This window comes from Bacillus sp. z60-11, assembly GCF_046464135.1.
GTDB classification, from domain to species: domain Bacteria; phylum Bacillota; class Bacilli; order Bacillales; family Bacillaceae; genus Bacillus; species Bacillus sonorensis_A.
In genome coordinates this window covers 197,356-217,581 of record NZ_JBIYSN010000004.1, presented here as the reverse complement: position 1 = coordinate 217,581, position 20,226 = coordinate 197,356, and the positions used below count along the sequence as shown (strand labels likewise).

At 47.7% G+C, this 20,226-nt stretch carries 20 protein-coding genes; 5 read left to right on the top strand and 15 right to left on the bottom strand.

Annotation, left to right across the window (positions count from 1 at the left end; genetic code table 11):
- Nucleotides 1-137 precede the first annotated feature (137 nt).
- The gene (locus ACINLD_RS13425) at nt 138-1,469 is read left to right on the top strand and encodes an amino acid permease (protein WP_026585817.1); all 1,332 of its coding nucleotides are present in this window, start codon (nt 138-140) and stop codon (nt 1,467-1,469) included.
- Nucleotides 1,470-1,475: 6 nt separating this feature from the next.
- On the opposite strand, the gene ACINLD_RS13420 is transcribed toward ACINLD_RS13425, so the two are convergent.
- The 3 genes from ACINLD_RS13420 to ACINLD_RS13410 all read right to left on the bottom strand — a co-directional run bounded on the left by ACINLD_RS13420 (nt 1,476) and on the right by ACINLD_RS13410 (nt 4,841).
- The gene (locus tag ACINLD_RS13420) at nt 1,476-2,114 is read right to left on the bottom strand and encodes a LysE family translocator (RefSeq protein WP_409444876.1); all 639 of its coding nucleotides are present in this window, start codon (nt 2,112-2,114) and stop codon (nt 1,476-1,478) included.
- Nucleotides 2,115-2,225: 111 nt separating this feature from the next.
- Nucleotides 2,226-3,848: an L-lactate permease gene (locus tag ACINLD_RS13415; RefSeq protein ID WP_277692397.1), complete on the bottom strand. Its 1,623-nt coding sequence runs from the start codon at nt 3,846-3,848 to the stop codon at nt 2,226-2,228.
- Between the two features lie 30 nt (nt 3,849-3,878).
- Nucleotides 3,879-4,841: an L-lactate dehydrogenase gene (locus ACINLD_RS13410; protein ID WP_026585814.1), complete on the bottom strand. Its 963-nt coding sequence runs from the start codon at nt 4,839-4,841 to the stop codon at nt 3,879-3,881.
- Nucleotides 4,842-5,094: 253 nt separating this feature from the next.
- On the opposite strand from ACINLD_RS13410, the gene ACINLD_RS13405 reads away from it, so the two are divergent.
- Together ACINLD_RS13405 and ACINLD_RS13400 are read left to right on the top strand one after the other, a co-directional pair.
- Nucleotides 5,095-6,342, top strand: a complete 1,248-nt coding sequence (locus ACINLD_RS13405) for an MFS transporter (RefSeq protein WP_051290329.1) — start codon at nt 5,095-5,097, stop codon at nt 6,340-6,342.
- A 119-nt stretch (nt 6,343-6,461) separates the two neighbouring features.
- Nucleotides 6,462-7,667 carry a nitrate/nitrite transporter gene (locus ACINLD_RS13400; protein ID WP_026585813.1) on the top strand — a complete coding sequence of 402 codons (1,206 nt, stop codon included), beginning with the start codon at nt 6,462-6,464 and terminating at the stop codon, nt 7,665-7,667.
- Nucleotides 7,668-7,905: 238 nt separating this feature from the next.
- On the opposite strand, the gene ACINLD_RS13395 is transcribed toward ACINLD_RS13400, so the two are convergent.
- The 12 genes from ACINLD_RS13395 to ACINLD_RS13340 all read right to left on the bottom strand — a co-directional run bounded on the left by ACINLD_RS13395 (nt 7,906) and on the right by ACINLD_RS13340 (nt 18,885).
- Nucleotides 7,906-8,607, bottom strand: coding sequence for a cytochrome c biogenesis CcdA family protein (locus ACINLD_RS13395; protein WP_077735752.1), 702 nt, complete (start codon nt 8,605-8,607; stop codon nt 7,906-7,908).
- A 143-nt stretch (nt 8,608-8,750) separates the two neighbouring features.
- The gene (locus tag ACINLD_RS13390) at nt 8,751-9,839 is read right to left on the bottom strand and encodes a toxic anion resistance protein (RefSeq protein ID WP_077735753.1); all 1,089 of its coding nucleotides are present in this window, start codon (nt 9,837-9,839) and stop codon (nt 8,751-8,753) included.
- A 16-nt stretch (nt 9,840-9,855) separates the two neighbouring features.
- On the bottom strand, nt 9,856-11,460 hold the full coding sequence (locus tag ACINLD_RS13385; protein WP_409444827.1) for a YceG family protein: 1,605 nt from the start codon (nt 11,458-11,460) through the stop codon (nt 9,856-9,858).
- On the bottom strand, nt 11,450-11,686 hold the full coding sequence (locus tag ACINLD_RS13380) for a helix-turn-helix domain-containing protein (protein ID WP_026585809.1): 237 nt from the start codon (nt 11,684-11,686) through the stop codon (nt 11,450-11,452). The genes ACINLD_RS13385 and ACINLD_RS13380 overlap by 11 nt, the downstream gene beginning before the upstream one ends.
- A gap of 11 nt (nt 11,687-11,697) precedes the next feature.
- A complete protein-coding gene (locus ACINLD_RS13375) occupies nt 11,698-12,507 on the bottom strand; it encodes an HAD family hydrolase (RefSeq protein WP_277692395.1) in 810 nt (269 codons plus the stop codon).
- A complete protein-coding gene (locus ACINLD_RS13370; protein WP_277692394.1) occupies nt 12,504-13,613 on the bottom strand; it encodes a cysteine protease StiP family protein in 1,110 nt (369 codons plus the stop codon). The genes ACINLD_RS13375 and ACINLD_RS13370 overlap by 4 nt, the downstream gene beginning before the upstream one ends.
- Complete coding sequence (locus ACINLD_RS13365; protein ID WP_035427883.1) at nt 13,603-14,925, bottom strand: phosphoribosyltransferase family protein; 1,323 nt, start codon at nt 14,923-14,925, stop codon at nt 13,603-13,605. The genes ACINLD_RS13370 and ACINLD_RS13365 overlap by 11 nt, the downstream gene beginning before the upstream one ends.
- On the bottom strand, nt 14,915-16,108 hold the full coding sequence (locus ACINLD_RS13360; protein WP_026585806.1) for an HpcH/HpaI aldolase/citrate lyase family protein: 1,194 nt from the start codon (nt 16,106-16,108) through the stop codon (nt 14,915-14,917). Before ACINLD_RS13360 ends, ACINLD_RS13365 begins: the two co-directional genes overlap by 11 nt.
- Before the next feature lie 85 nt (nt 16,109-16,193).
- Nucleotides 16,194-16,967, bottom strand: a complete 774-nt coding sequence (locus ACINLD_RS13355) for a TerC family protein (RefSeq protein WP_026585805.1) — start codon at nt 16,965-16,967, stop codon at nt 16,194-16,196.
- Between the two features lie 70 nt (nt 16,968-17,037).
- The gene (locus tag ACINLD_RS13350; RefSeq protein ID WP_026585804.1) at nt 17,038-17,616 is read right to left on the bottom strand and encodes a TerD family protein; all 579 of its coding nucleotides are present in this window, start codon (nt 17,614-17,616) and stop codon (nt 17,038-17,040) included.
- 57 nt (nt 17,617-17,673) lie between these two features.
- Complete coding sequence (locus ACINLD_RS13345) at nt 17,674-18,255, bottom strand: TerD family protein (protein ID WP_026585803.1); 582 nt, start codon at nt 18,253-18,255, stop codon at nt 17,674-17,676.
- Between the two features lie 27 nt (nt 18,256-18,282).
- Nucleotides 18,283-18,885, bottom strand: a complete 603-nt coding sequence (locus ACINLD_RS13340) for a TerD family protein (protein ID WP_026585802.1) — start codon at nt 18,883-18,885, stop codon at nt 18,283-18,285.
- A gap of 299 nt (nt 18,886-19,184) precedes the next feature.
- On the opposite strand from ACINLD_RS13340, the gene ACINLD_RS13335 reads away from it, so the two are divergent.
- Nucleotides 19,185-19,751, top strand: coding sequence for a PadR family transcriptional regulator (locus tag ACINLD_RS13335; protein ID WP_077735756.1), 567 nt, complete (start codon nt 19,185-19,187; stop codon nt 19,749-19,751).
- Nucleotides 19,744-20,214 (top strand): DUF4188 domain-containing protein, encoded by a 471-nt coding sequence (locus tag ACINLD_RS13330; protein WP_077735757.1) that lies wholly within the window; start codon nt 19,744-19,746, stop codon nt 20,212-20,214. The genes ACINLD_RS13335 and ACINLD_RS13330 overlap by 8 nt, the downstream gene beginning before the upstream one ends.
- Nucleotides 20,215-20,226: the final 12 nt, after the last annotated feature.

Sequence of the window (20,226 nt, the reverse complement as noted above, 5' to 3'; positions counted from 1 at the left end):
AACCGATTTATTCTACTTTAACTATAGCACATGTTTCGTTTTGAAGTGAATATCCACGCGGGGCGCCATGGACAATTAGGTGCATGAAAAAAGGCGCACAAGGCAAAATAACGATGACATCAGAGGGGTTGAAACTAGTGAAACAACAAGTGTCAAAAGGTGATTTGAAATGGTGGCAGCTGTCATTGATCGGAGTCGGCTGCACGATCGGAACGGGTTTTTTTCTGGGGTCAAGCATTGCCATAAAGAAAAGCGGCTTTTCCGTCCTAGCCGCTTTTCTTCTTGCAGCGCTCGGAACCTTTCTCGTGTTTCAGCAGCTCGCTAAACTGACAGCAGATCATCCGGTTGAAGGGTCTTTTTGTTCCTATGCAAGAGAAGCATTTGGCAGATGGGCCGGTTTCAGCAACGGCTGGGTCTACTGGTCTTCTGAAATGCTGATCATCGGAAGCCAGCTGACAGCGATTTCTTTGTTTACGCGCCATTGGTTTGAGCAAATTCCTCTGTGGGTGTTTGCATCCATTTATGCTGTTCTCGGCTTGATCGTGATTTTCACGGGACGCAGCAGCTTCGAAAAAACGGAAAACCTTCTGGCTGTCCTGAAAACGGCGGCTATTTTGATGTTTATCATTATCGCTGTCCTGGCCTTATGCGGTGTTCTTCCCGGAAAAACACCTGATGCACAGCTCCCCGACCGGATGGATGAACTGTTTCCTTTCGGCTTCATGGGGTTGTGGACAGGGCTGATATACACATTTTACGCTTATGGCGGAATTGAGGTCATGGGACTGATGGCGATTCATTTAAAGGATCCGAAAGACTCGCCGAAGTCTGGCAGTCTGATGCTCATCACACTGGCCTCCATTTACGTCGTCTCGATCGGCCTGGCCATGCTGCTCGTTCCGCATCATGCTTTTACTGAACAGAACAGTCCGTTTATCACCTCATTAAAAGATTTCCATTTGAATTTGGTGATGGACATTTTCAACGGCATCTTCATCATTGCCGGATTTTCTACGCTGACCGCATCGTTGTTTGCCGTCACAACACTGATGGGGACAATGGCGAAAAACGGTGATGCACCATCCTGTTTTGCAAAAAAGGAACAAGCAAAAGTATCATGGCCGGCACTGGGGCTGACGGTGCTTGTGCTCGCCGCTTCGATCATTTTGTCGCTCTTGCTTCCAAAAGCGCTGTACGAGCATATGACTACGGCCGCCAGTTTGATGCTGCTGTACAATTGGATGTTCATCCTTTTTTCAAGTAAAAAACTGACGAAGCCGAAGCTAAAAGGACATGTTCAAATTGCGGCAGCGCTTATACTGATTTTATTCGCGATTTCCGGTACGTTATTTGAAAAAAACAGCCGTCCGGGCTTTTTTGTCAGTCTTTTGTTTCTTGCGATCATCGCATGTGTAACGCTTTTGATGAAAAGGAAATGGGATCACGGACAAGGGCAAAACAAGCCCTGACCTTCTTTAGTGCGCCGGCTGGATCAGTTGTTGAAATCCTTGATACCCGAAGTAGCAGCCGAACACGATTAATGTGATGCCGGCGATCCATGTCATCGCCTGTATCATCCCCGGGCTTAAAAATGTTCTGAGCGTCCCGGCCAGAAAGGACATCGCCAAATCCCACAAAAAAAGGCCGATTAAAATGCCTGAACTGCATATCAACAGCTGATAGGATGCATAAGCCTCAATCGTTTTCGCCAGAATGCTTCCGTAAATGCCAAGCCAAAACATGATGCTGAGAGGGTTTGAAAGAGAAATCACCAATCCGGACAAAAAGGATTTGCGATAGGTCCCTTGCTCTTTGACGCCTCTCATCAACGAAACTTCCTTGGCCTTGATCAGGCTTTCGATTCCCGTATAGGTTAAAACAAAAAAACCAAACAGCCATAAAAACGTTTTTAAAAATGGCACAGTCAGAAATTGAGCAACACCGAAATAAATCAGCACCATGTATAAGACATCAGCCGAAACCGCGCCGAGTCCAAACAGCCAAGCATGCAAAAACCCCCCTTTCATCCCTCTGTCAATCTGTGCCGCATTGACCGGACCGACCGGCGCAGCCAATGACAAGCCCAAAAATACATAGCTTAGGAAGATGTTCAACACATCGCGTCCCCCCCTTCCGCGGATAACTTGTACAATGTATTCAAAAAGAGGACATGATAGAACAGGCAGCATAAAGAGCCTTTTCCCATTACGGGAAAAGGCTCTTCTTTATATGGCAAGCTTTGAAAGCACAAATGTCCAAATGCAAATGATGAGAAGCAGGATCAAGCTGTATTTAACGGTTTGGCTGAAAAGCTTTGATTCCTCCCCTGTCTTTTGAACGGCAGCTGTTGCAATCGCAATCGACTGCGGTGAAATCAGCTTGGCCATCACACCGCCCGCGGTATTGGCGGCAAGCAATAGCGCCGAACTTGTCCCGATTTGCGCTCCGGTGACAGCTTGCAAGTGGCCGAATAATGCATTGTTGCTGACGACTGAACCTGTGATAAAGACACCGATCCAGCCCAATACGGGACTGACGAACGGAAAGATGTCCCCCGCTTTGGCTAGCGCCAGTCCAATGGTTGAACTCAATCCGGCATAATTGGCCAGGTTTGCAAAACCCATCACAAAGCAAATGGTGAGAACGGGAAGCCACAATTCCCTGACCGTTTCTTTCAAACAGGAGAGTCCTCCGCGGAAACTGATGTTTCGGCTCAGCACAATCGTGATGATCACAGCGATCAGAATGGCCGTCCCCGTCGCTGAAATGAAGTCAAGCTTCATCACGGCATCAAGCGGTGCCGCTTCCGGGGATATCGGCGGCGTTTTCAGCACTTCCCGGTGAAGAAAAGGCATGTTGAATAAGATCGTCGTCTGCTTCAGCACCCCGCCTTCCTGAAAGAGCCCCTTGAAACCGGGGAGGCTCCATACCGCAATGACGGCGGTCAAAATATAAAACGGAGACCAGGCTTTTATAATGTCTGCTGCATGATATTTCTCAGCGGGTTCATGTTCATTCCCGGCTTCCCTGTATATGTGACGCGGCTGCCATTTTTTCAAGAACAGCGCCAGCGCTCCCATGCTGATTAAAGCGGCCAAAATGTCGGCCAGCTCCGGTCCCAATCCAATCATCGTCAGAGTCTGCACCGCCGTATAGCTTCCGCTTAATACGAGAAGGGCCGGCAGCGTTTCTCTTATTCCTTTAAACCCATCCAATATGAAAACGAGCAGGAACGGGACAAAGAAGGCGATGACCGGAAGCATCAAGGCGAGCGTTCTGGAAAGCTCAACCGGTGTCAAGCCTCCCATCTGCGCTCCTGTGATCACCGGAATTCCGATCGCTCCAAAAGCGCCGGATGCCGCATTCGCAATCAAACATAGGGATGCCGCTTTCAAAGGTTTAAAACCAAGCTCGACTAGAAGAACGGCACTGATCGCAATCGGCACGCCGAAACCTGCCGCGCCTTCCAAAAAGGCGTTAAAACTGAACCCGATCAGCAATAGCTGAAGCCGCTGGTCAGACGAAATTCCGGCAATGCTCGCTCTGATCACTTTAAACTTTCCGGTTTTGACGGAAAGTTTGTAAAGCCATACAGCCATCAGGACAATATATCCGATCGGCCAGAGGCCGTTAGCAATTCCAAGAAAAACGGCGGAGACAGCTTTTGCAGCCGGCATGTGAAAAAAGAACACCGCTACAATAAAGCTGACCGCCAGCGTCACAAATGACGCGATGATTCCTTTCATCTTCAACACGGTCAGTGCAAGGAGAAAGAAAAGAATCGGCAGAATGGCGGCAAAAGCGCTGAGAAACAGATTCCCAAACGGATCGTATACCTGCTGCCACATTGTTCATCATCTCACAATCTTCATGATGTTTTATTGCGCCTGCATTTCAAAATGCGGTTTTAAAATGGCTTTTAACACACCAGCACTATGCTTAAATTGCTCTTTTTCTTTTTCATTCAGTTCAAGTTCAACAATTTCCCTCGCTCCGCCTCGGCCGACAACCGCCGGAACTCCGATATAAACATCATTTTCGCCAAATTCACCGTCAAGATGAGCGCTCACGGTCAAGATCGCTTCTTCATTGCGGTAAATGGCTCTCGTGATGCGCGCCAGACTCATGGCAACTCCGTAATATGTCGCACCTTTTTTCTCGATAATGTGGTAGGCGGCGTTTTTCACATTGTCAAACAGTTCATCAAGATCTTCCGCTTTGTAGTTCTCATTTCTTTTCAGCAAATCGCTGACGGGAACGCCGCCGATATTGGCATGGCTCCAGACAGGCAGCTCCGTATCTCCGTGCTCACCGATGATATAGCCGTGCGCATTGTGAGCGGCGACACCGAAATATTCGCTGAGCAGGTAGCGGAAACGGGCGGTGTCCAGAGTCGTGCCGCTTCCGATGACCCGTTCCTTCGGCAGGCCGCTGAATTTCCAAGTCGCATATGTGAGAATGTCAACCGGGTTTGTCGCGACTAAGAAAATGCCGTCAAATCCGCTGGCCATGACTTCCCCGATGATGCCTTTGAAAATCTTGAGGTTCTTCTCTACCAAATCCAGCCGGGTTTCCCCGGGCTTTTGGTTTGCTCCTGCACAAACGCAGACAATATCGGCGTCTTTGCAGTCTTCATACGTGCCGTACCATGTTTTCACAGGATGCGGCGCAAATGCCTTCCCGTGGTTTAAGTCCATCACATCGCCCATTGCTTTATCTTTATTTAAATCAATGATCACAAGTTCGTCTGTGATTCCTTGGTTAATTAACGTATATGCATAACTGCTTCCAACAAATCCGGCACCGATTAATACAGTACGATTCACATTTTGATTTGTCATTTTACATCATCCTTTACCGATTGTTTTCAATCTAAGTTGTTTGTGAAGTATTTCACATTTAAATTGTGCAATATTTCACATACTTTTTCAATACTTATGCATTTATATTTTTGTCTTTTTTGTGTCACTAATCATTTATTCCTTATTTTTCTACATTTTTTGGTAAAATTATTCCTTTTCCTTGAATATAAACACCGAAAATTATACAATTCAACCATTAACGACCATCGTTTCAAAAGAAGGAGAAATAGAAATGCCAAAGACGGTGACTTTTATTCAGAATCAATCGTTTCTCTCCCTATGGCTGGGACAGGCTGTATCAGAGCTCGGCGGCGCCATCGGAGCCCTTTCCAATGCTTTGCTTGTCTTTGAATTGACGGGTTCCAAGCTTGTCATGAGCGGGTTTTGGCTGGTCTATTTCATCCCTTCACTTGCCTTGCAGCTTGTGATCGGCCCTTTTATTGACCTGTGGAGCAGAAAGAAAACGATGCTGTTCTCCCAGCTGACACGCGCATTCGCATTCCTTTTCCCAATCGCGATGATGTCGCTCGGGAAGCTTGAAGTCTGGAACCTCTTACTCCTGCAGGCGGTGATCGGGCTCATTCAGCCTCTCTACGCTCCTGCAGGAACGGCGCTGATTCCCGCCCTCGTGAAAGAGGAACAGCTCATCAAAGCCAATGCTTATATCGACGGAACATTGCGGCTGATGGGATTTATCGCACCGCCGATCGGAGGGCTTTTGGCCGCCTGGCTCGGTCCGGAAAACACGCTTGCTGCGGCTTCATTTTTCTTTTTGTTAAGCGCATTTCTCCTTTTGAAACTGAAAGAGGAACGAATCGAACAAACCGGCGGAGGACAGAGCTGGCTGACACAGTTATCAGGCGGAATCCGCTATTTCTTTACGCGTCGTTTGCTCGTCTGGCTCGGCTTTTTTCTCGCCTTTGTCCAGTTCGGCGTAGGCGTCACGATGGTTCTCAACGTTCCGTATGTACTGGAGGAACTCGGCGGGAGTGAACTGGAATACGGCTGCTTTATGGCTGCATTTCCGCTCGGTTATTTCTGCGGCTCGATAGCGGCGGGAAGGCTTGGCGGATTGAAAAACCGCCGCTTGATGATGCTTGGCGCACTCGCCGCAGGAGGTCTTTCCTACATTGCCCTCGGTTTTGTGACGGAGATATGGGCCGCCGTCATGATTGAAGCTGCCGCAGGGGTTGCAATTCCCTTTTTCAGCGTCCACAACACCTCACTGTACCAAAAACAGGTCCCTCAACACTTTTTAGGAAAAGTTCTCTCCGTTCGCCTCTTTATCATTCGCGGAACGATGATGATCGGTGTCTTATTTGCGGGGAGGTTCAGCGAAATGCTTGGGATACGGCCGCTGTTTTTCATGATCGGCGCCATCATTTTTGTGACGGGAAGCCTCGGGATACTGCTGCCCTGCTTTCGATTTTTGGACGATCATTCTTCACCTGCTCCAAACACAACCGATAAAGCTGTTTAAAATTAGTATTTTAAATATTCAATCTTTTAGTTTGTAAGTAAAGCTGACAAGAATACTGCCAGCCTCATTTGATTTTGTCATGATTACAATTAGAATCTATCGAATGGGGAGTGTTGCAATTGAAATTGGCGGATTTGCGGAAGAGCGGGCATGCTCCTTCCTTGTTGTCATCTTTTTTATATTTTGATGTCAGCTTTATGATTTGGGTATTGCTCGGGGCGCTCGGCGTTTATATAACGGCGGATTTTGACTTGTCGCCTTCACAAGTTGGATTGATTGTGGCCATCCCGACATTGGCCGGTTCTGTTTTCCGGATTGTTTTAGGCATTTTAACCGATCGCTACGGTCCGAAGAAGACGGCCATCGGCGGCATGTTTGTAACGATGATTCCGCTGATTTGGGGGTGGCAGTTCGGATCAACGATCGGCGAGCTGTATGTCATCGGCATTTTGCTGGGGGTGGCGGGAGCAAGCTTTTCTGCTTCCCTTCCAATGGCGAGCCGCTGGTATCCTCCCCACTTGCAGGGTCTTGCCATGGGGATAGCCGGGGCGGGAAACAGCGGCACACTGCTTGCCACACTGTTCGGTCCGCGCATTGCAGAGCATGTGGGCTGGAACGGTGTGATGGGGTTGGCGCTGATTCCGTTGACAATCGTGTTGTTTACCTACTTTTTGCTGGCGAAAGAGCCGCCAAATCAGCCAAAGCCAAAGCCGATCAAAGAATACTTTGCTGTCTTTAAAGAAAGGGATACATGGTATTTTTGCCTTTTGTACAGTGTGACATTCGGGGGATTTGTCGGCCTGTCAAACTTTTTAAGCTATTTCTTCGCGTCCCAGTATTCCGTCCCTGCGGTCAGGGCCGGCGAATTTGTAACGCTTGTGGTGGCCTCGGGAAGCTGCCTTCGCCCTGTCGGCGGCTGGATTGCCGACAAAATAGGCGGCGTGCGGCTGCTCCAGTTTCTGTTTGTCGGTGTGGCGCTTTGCATGTTCTCCGTCAGTATGCTGCCTTCGCTCGGGGTTGTCACGGCTGCCTTGTTTATCGGAATGGGCTGTCTCGGAATGGGAAACGGCGCGATATTCCAGCTTGTTCCCCAACGCTTCCATAAAGAAATCGGGATGGTGACAGGCATCGTCGGCGCTGCCGGAGGAATCGGCGGATTCGTTCTGCCGAATATTCTCGGAACGTTAAAACAACTAACCGGCACCTATTCAAGCGGCTTCCTCACCTTCACCATCATCGCTTTTTTAGCGCTTGGACTGCTATTACTCGCTCAAGCCGGCTGGAGAAAACAATGGAAAGCCGAAGAGAAATCGATACGGATTTAAAACAACCCTCAACACTAAAGCTGGCAAACCGTCCAGAGCGGAGCTCCAGCTTTTGTGTTGTGCCTTTATAGCGGTGCTCCATTGTGCGTGCTGCATTTGTGACAATCTAAAGACCTGCTGTTTGATAGTATGATATTATTCCCACCAGCATAAGGAAAATGGCAACGCCAAGAACAGACCATAATACGATGTTGAGTTTCCTCATTTAAACTCTCCTCCCATGACCGATTAAGGCATTCTAAAACAGGTTCGTCAAATCCGAAAACCAAATATTCAACCAGATCATCTTGTCTGTATATAGAAGGACCCCGATGAAGACCATGATGGCGCCGCCGATTTTCATCAGCAGCTTCGAGTATTTCATGAACGGTTTGATTTTTCCGATGAAAAATGCCATCAGCAAAAAAGGAATAGCAAAGCCCAATGAATAAGCGGTAACTGTGATCAATGTCTGTACCGGATCGGGATGTTGAAAATTGGCATATGCGATCGTGCCGAAAATCGGGCCGATACAGGGCGTCCACCCTGCGGCAAAGATCACTCCCACCAGCATTGAATTCAATATGCCGATTTTCCCTTTTCTAAACGAAAACCGCCTTTCCTTCATCATGAATTGCGGCTGAAAGACTCCGAGCAAAAACAGCCCCATGACAGCCACGAAAATTCCGCCCAGCATGCGGATCAAGCTCTGATATTTGACAAACAGCAGGCCGAGTGAGCTCGCGGAGAAACCCAGCGTGTAAAAAATGACGGAAAACCCCGCCAAAAAGGCAGCTGCATGAATCATGACAGAACGAGTCATCTGTTTGGAGTTTTGGTCTTTTAAATCGCTGACAGAAATTCCGGTAATGTAAGAAATAAAAGAAGGATAGAGCGGCAGGCAGCATGGGGAAATAAACGACAAAACGCCGCCGCCGAACGCCAACCACCAAGTAACCATCAATTTTCCACCCGCTTCATTTTTATGCATCTTATTCCATAACAGTATAACATAACCTGAATGCTTGTCAGGTCCGGATTTTTTTCATTTTCATGACATATTTGCACACAAAAAAAGCCGCCTGCAGCAGACGGCTTTCCGCATCAACCATTCAATGCGGTTTTTTTCATATTGTCCTGAAGCTCCAAAATCCGTTTTGCTCCTTCTTCACGCAGGCGTTTGTTTTCATCTTCGATCTGTTTCGTTTCCTGCATCCCTTTGACAATCGTGTTCCACGATTGTTCGATCGTTTCAATATCGATGCTTGGTCTGCCTGACATTCTCGCAATCTCGACGGACTGGTTGGAAATGTTCTCCGCATTGCGCTTCAGCATTTCATTCGTGCGGCGGTCGAGTTCGCTCATTGAATCAGCGACAAGCTTCTGGCGCTTGGCGGTGACAGCCTGGATGATGCCGTTTTTGAAGATCGGAATCGTGATGATGAAAGCGGAGTTGATTTTTCCGATCAGCTTTGTGTTTCCGCGCTGCAACAGGCGGATCTGCGGTGCTGTTTGAATTGCGACCATCCGCGCCATGTCCAGATCATACACCCGTTCTTCGAGGGCCTGAATGCCGTTTCTCAAGGTGTCGAGCTCCATCTGCGCCATTTGGTTCCCGCTGGCCGCTTTCGCTTCATATTCTGGAAGCAGCTGTTTCAGCTCCTCGATTTTCATTTGGCCGGCGACAACATATTTTTCCAGTTCGACATAGTATTGGAGGTTGTTTTCATACATTTCATCCAGCGTGACCGTCGATTTCGTCATTTCATCTTTATATTTGTTAATTTCAACGTTGATTTTTTCAATTTCGCCGCCAAGTGTTTGATACTTTTTAAAGATTTTCTCGATGATGCTGTTTCCGCGTTTGAAGATTTTAGAGAGAAAGCCTTTCTGTTCTTCAAAATCATTCTTGTCAAAGCGGTCCATGATTTTGCCGAGCTGGGTCAGCATGGCGCCCGAGTCTGTGACACTGTTCGATCTCATCATCGACAGAATGCGGTCGGAGAACTTGGAAATTTCAAGTGCAGGCTCCTTCCCGAATTCTAACAGCGCCACCTGGTTTTTCACATCGATCTGATGGGCCAGGGCTTGAACTTCTGGCTCCTGGCGCAGCTTGGCGCGGATATCCTCCGCTTTTTCAACCGAGATCTCTTCCTCTTTATTGATATTGACGATGCTTGTTTCATTTGCCATTTGGATGGCCTCCTTATTAAAAGATTTTATTGATGAACTTTCGCACGATCGATGGCTCCCTGAACTCCTGATTGAATGACATCTCATCAAGCCAGTGTGTGTCAAACAGCTGATCATCAATATAATGATCGATGCATTTGTGGCCCGGAGGATTATAAACGATGATATCGATTCCGATTTCATTCAAAAGAAGCAGAGCCACAGCGTCCGATCTGGATAATGTGCCGGTCTGTTCGGTATGATACAAAATCAGCTTTGGCACGGTCTGCGAATAGTCAAAGGTCTGAATGAGGTTGACAAGCTCTTGCGGAAGGCGGACTGCCTGTGTAAACAAATACAGCTGCACCTCCGCCGTTTTTTCCCCGTTTAAAGGCAAAAGCTTCGGTTTTTTGCACATTCTCGACACGGCTTCGGCGATGCCGAGCTGTACGCCCTCAGGCAAATGCTTGTAACGCCATATATGGCTTTCCATCAACCGGCCGGGATCGATTCCGCCTGTTTGGTCAAGGGTATCGCTGTAATGGAATTGATAGTTGGCCTTCTCTTCTTCTGTAAACGGAAAGCGCCTGATCGTATGGGATTCCTTGTACTCCGTCAATGTCTGCAAACGGTCCCAGTATTCCTTTTCATTGGCGGAGACCCCCATGACCATCGCAAATAAATGAGGAATCTCTACCGTTGTTTTGGACGCCTTAAAATTAGGCCGGATAAAAGCGCGTTCTTTCGCAATTAAAAACAGTTCATCATAGGTGGTCTTCAATGTGACGGAAACCGGCGTGTGCTCCCTGAATTGCCACGGCTTATACATCAGGGAGTCTTCATTGTGCAGCACGGTGTCCAATTCCTTCGTTGACCGGTACGCCACCGTTGATTTGCGCTGCGGTTTTTCTGTCGGAAACGGCTCAACGGCAGAGACTCCCGGATACGTATAGACGAAAGAAAGCCGTTGATCACGGTCCAGCTCCTGAAATTGATCCTTTCCCTCCGGGTGAAAAATCAGCACATCACACCCGATGAGCATCAAGTAGTATAAAAAATACCTTTGGCTTTTTGTTGCATCTCCGTACCACACCACCTTCGGCATTTCTTTTTCAATATCGGCCTCTTTCAGCCATTTCTCAAGATGATTGCACATCCATTTGACAAGATCAAGAAGCACCCGGCGGAAATCAGGGTCATGAAAACCCTTTTCATGTGAAGACTGAAACGTCTGCAGCACTTCGATCAGCGCCTTCCTTAAATGCCGGTGCATGACTGGATCGGAATGATCGGCGATGAGCCGCTCACCGTCGAGAAAGGCGACAAACCGATTGACGGAAAGCCCTTTTTCTTTCTGATTGATCATATGGATCTGCTGAATGGCCTGAAACCTTTCCGGAGCAATCGTTTTATCAAGCGTTTCACTCAATATATGAAAACGCCCTGACACATACAGCTCATGCAGTTCAATAAAATAGTCTGTTTCATCATGGGGCGTTCCGAGAATCCGCCCCGCCACACGGCTGATCGTCAGCTGGCTGCCTTTTTCGTACGGGGTTCTTTCTGTAAGCGGCTTATGGATGACCTGCTTCCATTCCTCATCTTTGAACTGTGCAGTTTGAACATTCACATCATGACTCATAGCGCTCACCCGTCCCCCCTTTCTTCATTTGTGCGTCATTTTTCCTTCCAAAGACGGCACACATGCCGGCTCTTGTCACAGCATAGCTCGTCCCGAACTTCCTGATGGTTCCCACGGGAAAATCATGTACTCTTTTGCGGAGCGTTGACGAGTCAATCCCCCACTCTTCACAGGCTTGCTGGGAACTGAGAATGTCGCGGCTGGTGAGATCGATTATTTTAATCATGACTGATCATCCTAAAATATGTTTTCTTTGGCCGAAGGACTGGAGAGGTTCACAATATGCTTCGTTATTTCATCCGCTGCTTTCATGCCCGGACGCATTGTCCTGTTGAGATCGGGATCATGATGGAGCACTTCTCCGTGGGCGGGTGAAACACCGTAGTCCGCTTGTGCGATCAAATCAAAATCCAGCAGCGAATCTCCCGCCGCATACACTTTTTCAAGCTTGAGCTCGCGCTTCAAATAGTCAACCGCACTCCATTTATTGAGCGGCTCCGGAATAAAATAAAGCTTTCTTCCCTGCGATGATACCTGCCACCCTTTATCCGCCGCCCATGCTTTGGCGGCGGAAGCGTTGATTTTGCACACATTTTCCTCAGCAAAGATCAAATATACAAAATAGTGGTGCGCTGTTCTGACTCTTTCTGCTGCATGAGAAACCGGGAGCTTTGCGATTTCCTCCAGCATATCACTGATCGGCATGCAGGATTGAAGCTTTTTTTCTATGTACCCGGACCATTCCCTGATCGGCATGCCGTTTTTTAAAATGCAGCCGCCATTGGTTGTAATCGCGTATTCAGGAACGATCGTCTCCTGAAATAAAGTGATTCTCTTGTATTGCTCAGTCGTTCTGGTCGTGACCGGAATAAACAGCATGTTTTCACAGATCTTGCGAAGATTCTCCTTCGTCTTCTCCGAAATATAGGAAATTTCTTTTCCTTCAAGGGTTTCGATGAGCTGATAGTCAGTTTCTGCCCCATATGCTTCAATCATCTTTTTCGAATAAATCAATGTTCTGTCCAAATCACTCGCGAAAGCTTTCATATGTCCCTCCTGACCGGACGGATCAATCCGCAGCAGCTGTAGGACATATCCTTGTATTCTTCCACCGGAACGCCCCTGTCTTCGGCCAGAAGCAAGATGTGTTTCAGCCGTTTCTGTGATCCGGGCTTGATCAAGATTTTCCAAGGCACTCTGCGCAGCAGCACTCTCGTCGTCTCACCGACACCCGGCTTGATCAAATGCGTGTTGTCAATGCCAAACGCTTTTTGTATGGTTGCGATGGATGCCAGCCCGCGCCAATCCGGCTTTTCGCTATGATTCATCAGCAGTGCCGCCGTTTCCGCGGCTGTTTTGAATAAGGCGGGAAATTCGGCGGCGATGGTATCGACATAGAGGTTTGACACGTCTTCCTCCAATAGCTCTTCATAAAATTTCGCTCCGTGAAAATCGTCTTTTCCAATCCACTTTTGATTGAAAACGGTTCGGCTGACAAGACCGGATACAGTGGAATTCAAGCAGGCGCTTGGAATGAGAAAATCTTCCCTCGTTCCGTATAGAGACGAACAATACCCCGGGTCTGCCAAAACCGCCAGTTCAGAAGAAAGCGCTGTTCCGTACGCTTTGTTAAAATCGCTAACAGCCCGCGTCAATTCTTTTGTAATCGCGCCTTTCCCAGTCCAGCCGTCAATAAACGCGACAGAAGCGCCGGGATGATGTTCGAGAATGTAATGAAGCGCATTTTCGTCGATTCCCCTGTCACGGATGATTGAGACGCTGTAATGAGGAAGCGCTGCATCGTATTTCACTTCGATATACCGTTTAATCAAGACACCGATCGGCGTCCCGGCCCGTGCCAAGCTGCACAGTACTGTATGCAGTCCCCGTTTTTGAACGATTTGTTCAGCGACAATCGCGACGGCTTCGGCCACCTTTTGCTTGCTGTCTTCAAGCGAAGCATAAAAGAGCCTCATATATTCATCCGTCGGTTTATATTCAACAGGCAGCATTTCTGAATAATGTGTGCCGCTTTGAATCAAGTTTTCCCGTTCACGGGTGCTTTTTTCGATCGAAAGGCCTGAAAGATCCTTTAACAAAAATGTCACATCAGATGCGGGATAACTCCCCATTGTCAGAACTCTATTGGTCATGAAGATCACTTCCTTTAGAAAAAGCCACAATGGTGACATTCTCTATTTTTCTATCACTGAAAACCTCTAGGAGCGGCTGCAGCGACGTTTTCGTGACAGGCTTTTCAACAAAAATAAACACTTCATCATAGCCCCGTTTTGGAAGGTTGTAGACATAATGTCTGATGTCCTCATCCTCCGGGCTTGGAAAGCAAAAGCCGTTTTTTACGGCATATTGATCTCTGTCAGATGGATGGATCGGGCTTCTCGTCGTTGATTGATAGGAAACACCTTCACCCATGAAAGCTGCGATTTTCATAGGAAGATACATAAACTCTCCCGTTCCTAAACAAAGCGCACGCTTCCCTTTTCGAAGCGCTTGAAGGCGGCTGCCCGCTTTTCGGCAGGCCTCCTCGACCGCTTGTTGATCATGATCGGAGATGCCAAACCGGCCGGTCTCTTTCACAAATGAAGCCCTGCCTGTTTTTTCTGCCGCAAAGGGGAGCGCTGTGAACTCTTCGCCAACATCGATGTGCCGGATGGAGAGGTCTCCGCCATCGCTATGCGGATGATAATCATAGTGTGACCGATCAAGCGTTTCGCCTTTAAATACAACAGATCCTGACAGCAATGAGGTTGTCGTTATGGTGACGCCGAGCGCTGCTTCCGCTTTGCGGAACGCTTCTTTATGCTCGCTAGACCGCCAGTCTAATAGTGAAAGAACGGCATATTCCCTGCGCGGATGCTTTTTCTGAATATCCCTGATGATGTTCAGCGCCGTTTTGCCGGTGGTGATTTCGTCATCCACTAAAATCACGGGTCTGTCGCTTTCGAACACGGGCCCGTCTGTATAGCAGCGCTGATCAACGGCGTGTGAATGCTCTTCTTCAAACACAAGGGCGGATTCGATATCCTTTAATGCCTCCCTTGTCGTATGAATAAACGACGCGCCTTCTAAACAGTCGAACACACCATGTCCAAGCGCTGTCGCCGTTTCGGCAAACCCGATGACAAGCGGAGGTGCAGCAGGCTTGATGCGCTGCTTTTTTAGAAGATCGTAAGCCATTTTCACAAGCTCATGATCCTCTTCCAACAGCCCTGATACGAGTGCGGCTTTCCCATCAATCAGCGAACCGGAAGTCCGCTCGGCGTGTTCCATCGCTAAAAGCCCTGATGCAATGAGCGGCTTTAATGGATGGACCGGTATGTGTTTGCCGAGGATTTTGCTGACAAACAAAAACCCCCGTTTTTTATTGACCCTCGCCGCCATTTCAAATAATGCCCGCGGGGGAATGGAGAGCGGATTGTCAGTAATCGTCAACTCAACTTCCATATGATTCAATATTTGAAAGCTGCTTTTCTGCGGTAAGTATGTCCATGTAGCTGCGGTTTTCATGATACACCCCATATATCTCTGACTTTAACAGTATTTTTCTCGCCCATGTTAAGTGCGGCTTGATTTCATTCATTTTGTTGGAAAAAGAGCTTTTCACAATACCGCGTGTGCCGTCCGCACTTTCGAGAATGCTGACGGCGTCCAAGTACTCTTCAATTGAAATGACATGCATGCTCTGCACCGGTTTGAGATGTGTCGGGTGAATCACAGTTTTGCCATGGATGCCGTTGGCGAGATCAAGGCGTGTTTCATTGATCAGCCCGTCCATATACGGATTGAGCAAGTGCAGATCTCCGCCCGCTGCTGTCTTCCAATACGAAGTCCGTCCCGAAAGAGATGCGGCGGTATGTGAACGATCTTCAAAATACTCCCATACAGGACCGGAGATCACAAACTGCAATCCAAAATAATTGATCATGTCTTTGATAAAATCGGCGATGACCATAATGTCATAAATCGAGGTCTGCGGCTTTCTCCTTAATCCGTAAAGACCGCACAGATCGGTGGCGCCGATCCGTATGTTCAAAATGACGTCCTGATAAAAAACAAGCGTCTCTTTTAATTCGTGCAAAGCTTTGATCCTTGTTTCCATTACAAGCAAATCAGGCGTCTCAAAGATCGGCATCCCGTATAAGGCAATGCCCGACTCTTTTGATAATGTAGACAGTGTATCGAGATAGTGTTCAGCATTAAATGTGGAGAACTTAGGGAATACAAACCCGGTAAACAAGTGAAGCGCACGTCCGAGCTTATTGCCCAATTCAAGCATTTGTTCAGGTTCGCGGACGCGGATGAACATCAACGGCAGGACCTCGCTCGTGATGGTCCCGAGTTTTTGCGCCTGATAAATGATATCAGCCTGACTGACAAGATTGTTTTCCGCCTGAAGAACTTCGCAGTCGCCGATCGAATCTTCAAGGCAAAACACAACGGAACAAAGTTCGGGATATTTTTGCTTTGTGATCATATCGGCAATATCTTTACGGTTTCCCGGAACATAGAGCGTTGCTCCGAGCGCATGCTCAAGTATGTGTTTCGGAGAGTCTTTCGTCACCGACCCCGGCTGTTTGAAAAAGATATCTTCTTTTTGAGAGGGGGATAAAAAATGAAAGTATTGCACATGGGTCACCTTCTTTTGAATAGGAACGATATCTCCTATTGATTAAAAGGGGCGGAGCAGATGCACTCCCCCCCTTTTCTGAGTTTTATTCTTCTTTTGAAGCGGCCGTTTGCTCTTTGACGGCTTTTTGTTTGTTCATATAGTGAATGACAAATGTAGCCGCAAAGGCAACAATCAGAATGATGAAGAACACGCTGTGCGGCATTTCAATGTGCCATACACTGGCCGCCATTTTCAATGCGATGATTCCGATTAAAACAAATGCGGTTGCTTCCAATTCAGGCACCTTATCAATCAGCGTGAGGAAGAATTTCGCGACAGTACGCATCATCAAGATCCCGAGCATTCCGCCGATCAAAAGCACCCAGACTTTTTCAGACACCGCAAATGCGGCAAGAATGCTGTCAACTGAAAACGCCAGGTCCATGAGTTCAACTGAGATGACTGTAGCCCAGAAAACGCCGAACACGCGAACCATCCAGCCGTCTTTTTTGATGGCGCCGGATTCGTCATCACCTTCGCCGATAAAGAAATGCTTGATCACGAGCCACGCCAAATAGGCGGCACCGATCAGCTTAATCCACCAGAATTTGATCAGGATCATACCGAGCCCGATAAAGAGGAATCTGAAGAAATATGCTCCGATCAATCCATAAGTCAACGCTTTTTTGCGCTGTTTTTCCGGAAGGTGTTTGACCATAACGGCGAGAACAAGGGCGTTGTCCGCTGATAAAAGTCCTTCCAGCACGACGAGAGAGCCGATCAGCCCCCAGGAAACAGGGTCGGTCAGCACCTCGACCCACATGCCCCAATCAAAGAATGAAGCATAAACTGATATAACATGATGAAATAAATCCACTATTGGTTACCTCCTAATTTTAAAAAGAGAAGACTGAACCGCGAGAACACAGGCGGTTCAGTCGGCAAAACTAAACTTGTAAGCCGTAATTGCGGCAAAGGGATGCCAATCCCCCGGAAAAACCGCTGCCGATGGCGTTAAATTTCCAATCTGATCCGTTGCGGTACAGCTCACAAACCACTACCGCTGTCTCAATCGAAAAATCCTCGCCTAAATCAAAACGAAGCAGCTCTTCATTTGTAGAGTCGTCGACGAGCCGGACGAATGCGTTTGATACTTGTCCAAAGTTTTGACGGCGGCTTTCCGCGTCATGAATCGTGACCGTGATCCCGATTTTCTCGACGTGTGCGGGAATTTTGGAAAATTCGACAAGGATCTGCTCATCATCGCCTTCCCCTTCGCCTGTCCGGTTGTCACCCGTATGGATGACAGCGCCGCTCGGATGCTCGAGATTGTTGTAAAAAACAAAATCGTGGTCATTCACACATTTGTCATTCCCGTCGACAAGAAATGCCGAAGCATCCAAGTCAAAGTCCGCTCCGCCTGTGTATTTGTTTGTATCCCAGCCTAAGCCGATCAATGCCTTTGTTAAGCCCGGATTCGTCTTCGTTAAATCGATTCTCTGTCCTTTAGATAACTGAATAGCCATGTATGGAACCTCCTTCGCGAATTATCAGGCTACTTGGAAACCGGTGCGGTCTGTCAGCTAGCCGATCTGCAGGCCGAAATCAGTGGCGATCCGCGCCAATCCGCCCTGATAGCCTGAACCGATCGCTGAAAATTTCCACTCTCCGGCATGGCGGTAAAGTTCACCGGTGATCAGCGCCGTTTCAATTGAGAAATCCTCGGCAAGATCATAACGGATCAACTCTTCGTTGGAGTCTTCATTGATCACGCGGACATAAGCGTTAGACACCTGACCGAAATTTTGGCGGCGGGCTTCAGCATCATGAATGGTAATGACAAAAGAGATTTTTTGAATATTGTCAGGCACAGCGTTCAAGTCGATTGATACCTGTTCATCATCTCCTTCCCCTTGACCTGTCCGATTGTCGCCTGTATGTACAACAGACCCGTTTCCGCCTTGTGTTTGATTATAGAAAATAAAATCTTTCTCTGAAGCGCACTTGCCTTCGGCATCCAGCAGGAACACGCTGGCATCAAGGTCAAAATCGAATCCTCCGTCATATTTGTTGACGTCCCAGCCCAAACCGACAACTACCTTTGAGAGCCCCGGATTTGTTTTCGTTAAATCAACCTTCTGACCTTTCGCTAATGAAATTGCCATCTAAATCGCTCCTTTTGCTCAATTATTTTAGGCGTAGCGTTTGACGATGTCCGTAATGCTTGTATCGTTTGTACCTTCTCCGACAGCCGTGAACTTCCATTCGTTTCCGTGCCGGTATATCTCTCCCGTAATCAGGCTTGTCCGGCCCGAATAGTCCTCCTTCAGATTGTACTTTACCATCTCTTGGCGATTGTTCATATCAACCACGCGGATGAAGGCATTTTCAATCATTCCGAAATGCTGGCTGCGTTTGACGCAATCGTATATATTGACGACAAACACCAGCTTGTCAATGTTTGCGGGAACCTTTTGAAGGTCTACGATAATCTGCTCATCATCGCCGCTGCCTTCCCCTGTCAAATTGTCACCTGTATGCTCAACACTGCCGCATCTGCTTTTTAAATTTCCGAAGTAAATGACATTCTTCTTTTCTGTCATTCTGTTATTCTCCAGCATCAGCACAGAAGCATCACAATCAATATTCGGGGCGCCTCCTCCAAACAGTTTACCAAAAAATCCGCCGCTGCCAGAAGATACAGGGTCCCAGCCGAGGCCGACCATAATTTTCGAAAGCCCCGCATTTCCTTTTGTTAAATCGATTCGCTGACCTTTCTCTAAAGAAATAGCCAAATGATTCACTCCCTCATTATTTTAACTTTCGGATCATATTCTGCTGCATGAGATCAAGAGTTTTAAAGACCTTATTATCACGCCAGCGTGATTCATGTCTGCATAAATACAAGACTAATGAATCATTATTTAACTTGCTTAACTATATATACGGACTGATCCGCCTAAAGGTTTCGTATCATTTCATATTTTTTTATAATCTTCCTGAGAAAAATGCTCCGCTGTGTTGCAATGATCATCACACCTTTGCTATTATGTATCTAAAAGATATATATCAAAGAGATATATGGAGGCAGCCCATGACGAAAAGAAATCAGACGACCTACGCTTTGCTCGGATTGATTACTGCCGGATACCGAACCGGATATGAAATGAAGCAAATGATCGACCAAAGCCTGAACCACTTTTGGAAAATCAGCTACGGCCAAATCTACCCCGCCCTCAAGCATTTAGCGGATACCGGATGGGTGACCGCTGCGCCTGCCGCGCAGGATAAGAAACCGGATAGAAAGGAGTACCGCATAACCGCAGAAGGACAAAAAGCGCTGCAAAGCTGGCTTGAAGAACCGATTAAAGAAATCGCTGCGGAAAAAAACGAGTTTCTGCTGAAGATTTTTTTCTCCAGACAGCAGGAGCGCCCGGCGACTGCTGAGAAAGTCAGGGAATATCAGCGCAAGCTTCAAGAACGGTACGTGATGTATGAAACGATCGAACAATCCATTCTGTCATGCGGTGATCACTCGACAGATGCTGAATATTGGCTGTTCACACTTGATTTCGGTAAGCGCAGCACAATGGCCGGGATCGAGTGGTGTGAAGCGACAATCGGACGCTTAGTAAACGGAGAGGATGAGAAAGATGGGTAAAACGATCATCACCAAGCCTTTTACGGCAGATCCTGAGGACGAAGTGGTCGTGTTTGTGATCGGCATGAGAATCAACAAATGGCATGCGGTTCACCAATGGTGGCCGGTTTTCACCGCCATGCCGCCTATGATTCGCGAGCTTTACCAAAACAAAGATCTCGGCTTTCTTTCTATGGAATCGGCCATCAATTTCCGGACGATCCTGCTGGTTCAATACTGGCGCTCTTTCGAAGCTTTGACCGCCTATGCGAAAGGCGGAAAACATATGGCTGCCTGGCGCCGCTTTTATCAAAAAACAGCGGCATCAGGCGCTGTCGGCATTTATCATGAAACATATACGGTTCCGAAGGGCCGTTATGAAACCTTCTATCACAATATGCCGGCATTCGGCCTTGCGAAAGCATACGGCCATCAACCCGTCACCCACCGTACAAAAACAGCGGAACAGCGGCTGCGGGGATAAGCCGCGCTGAAA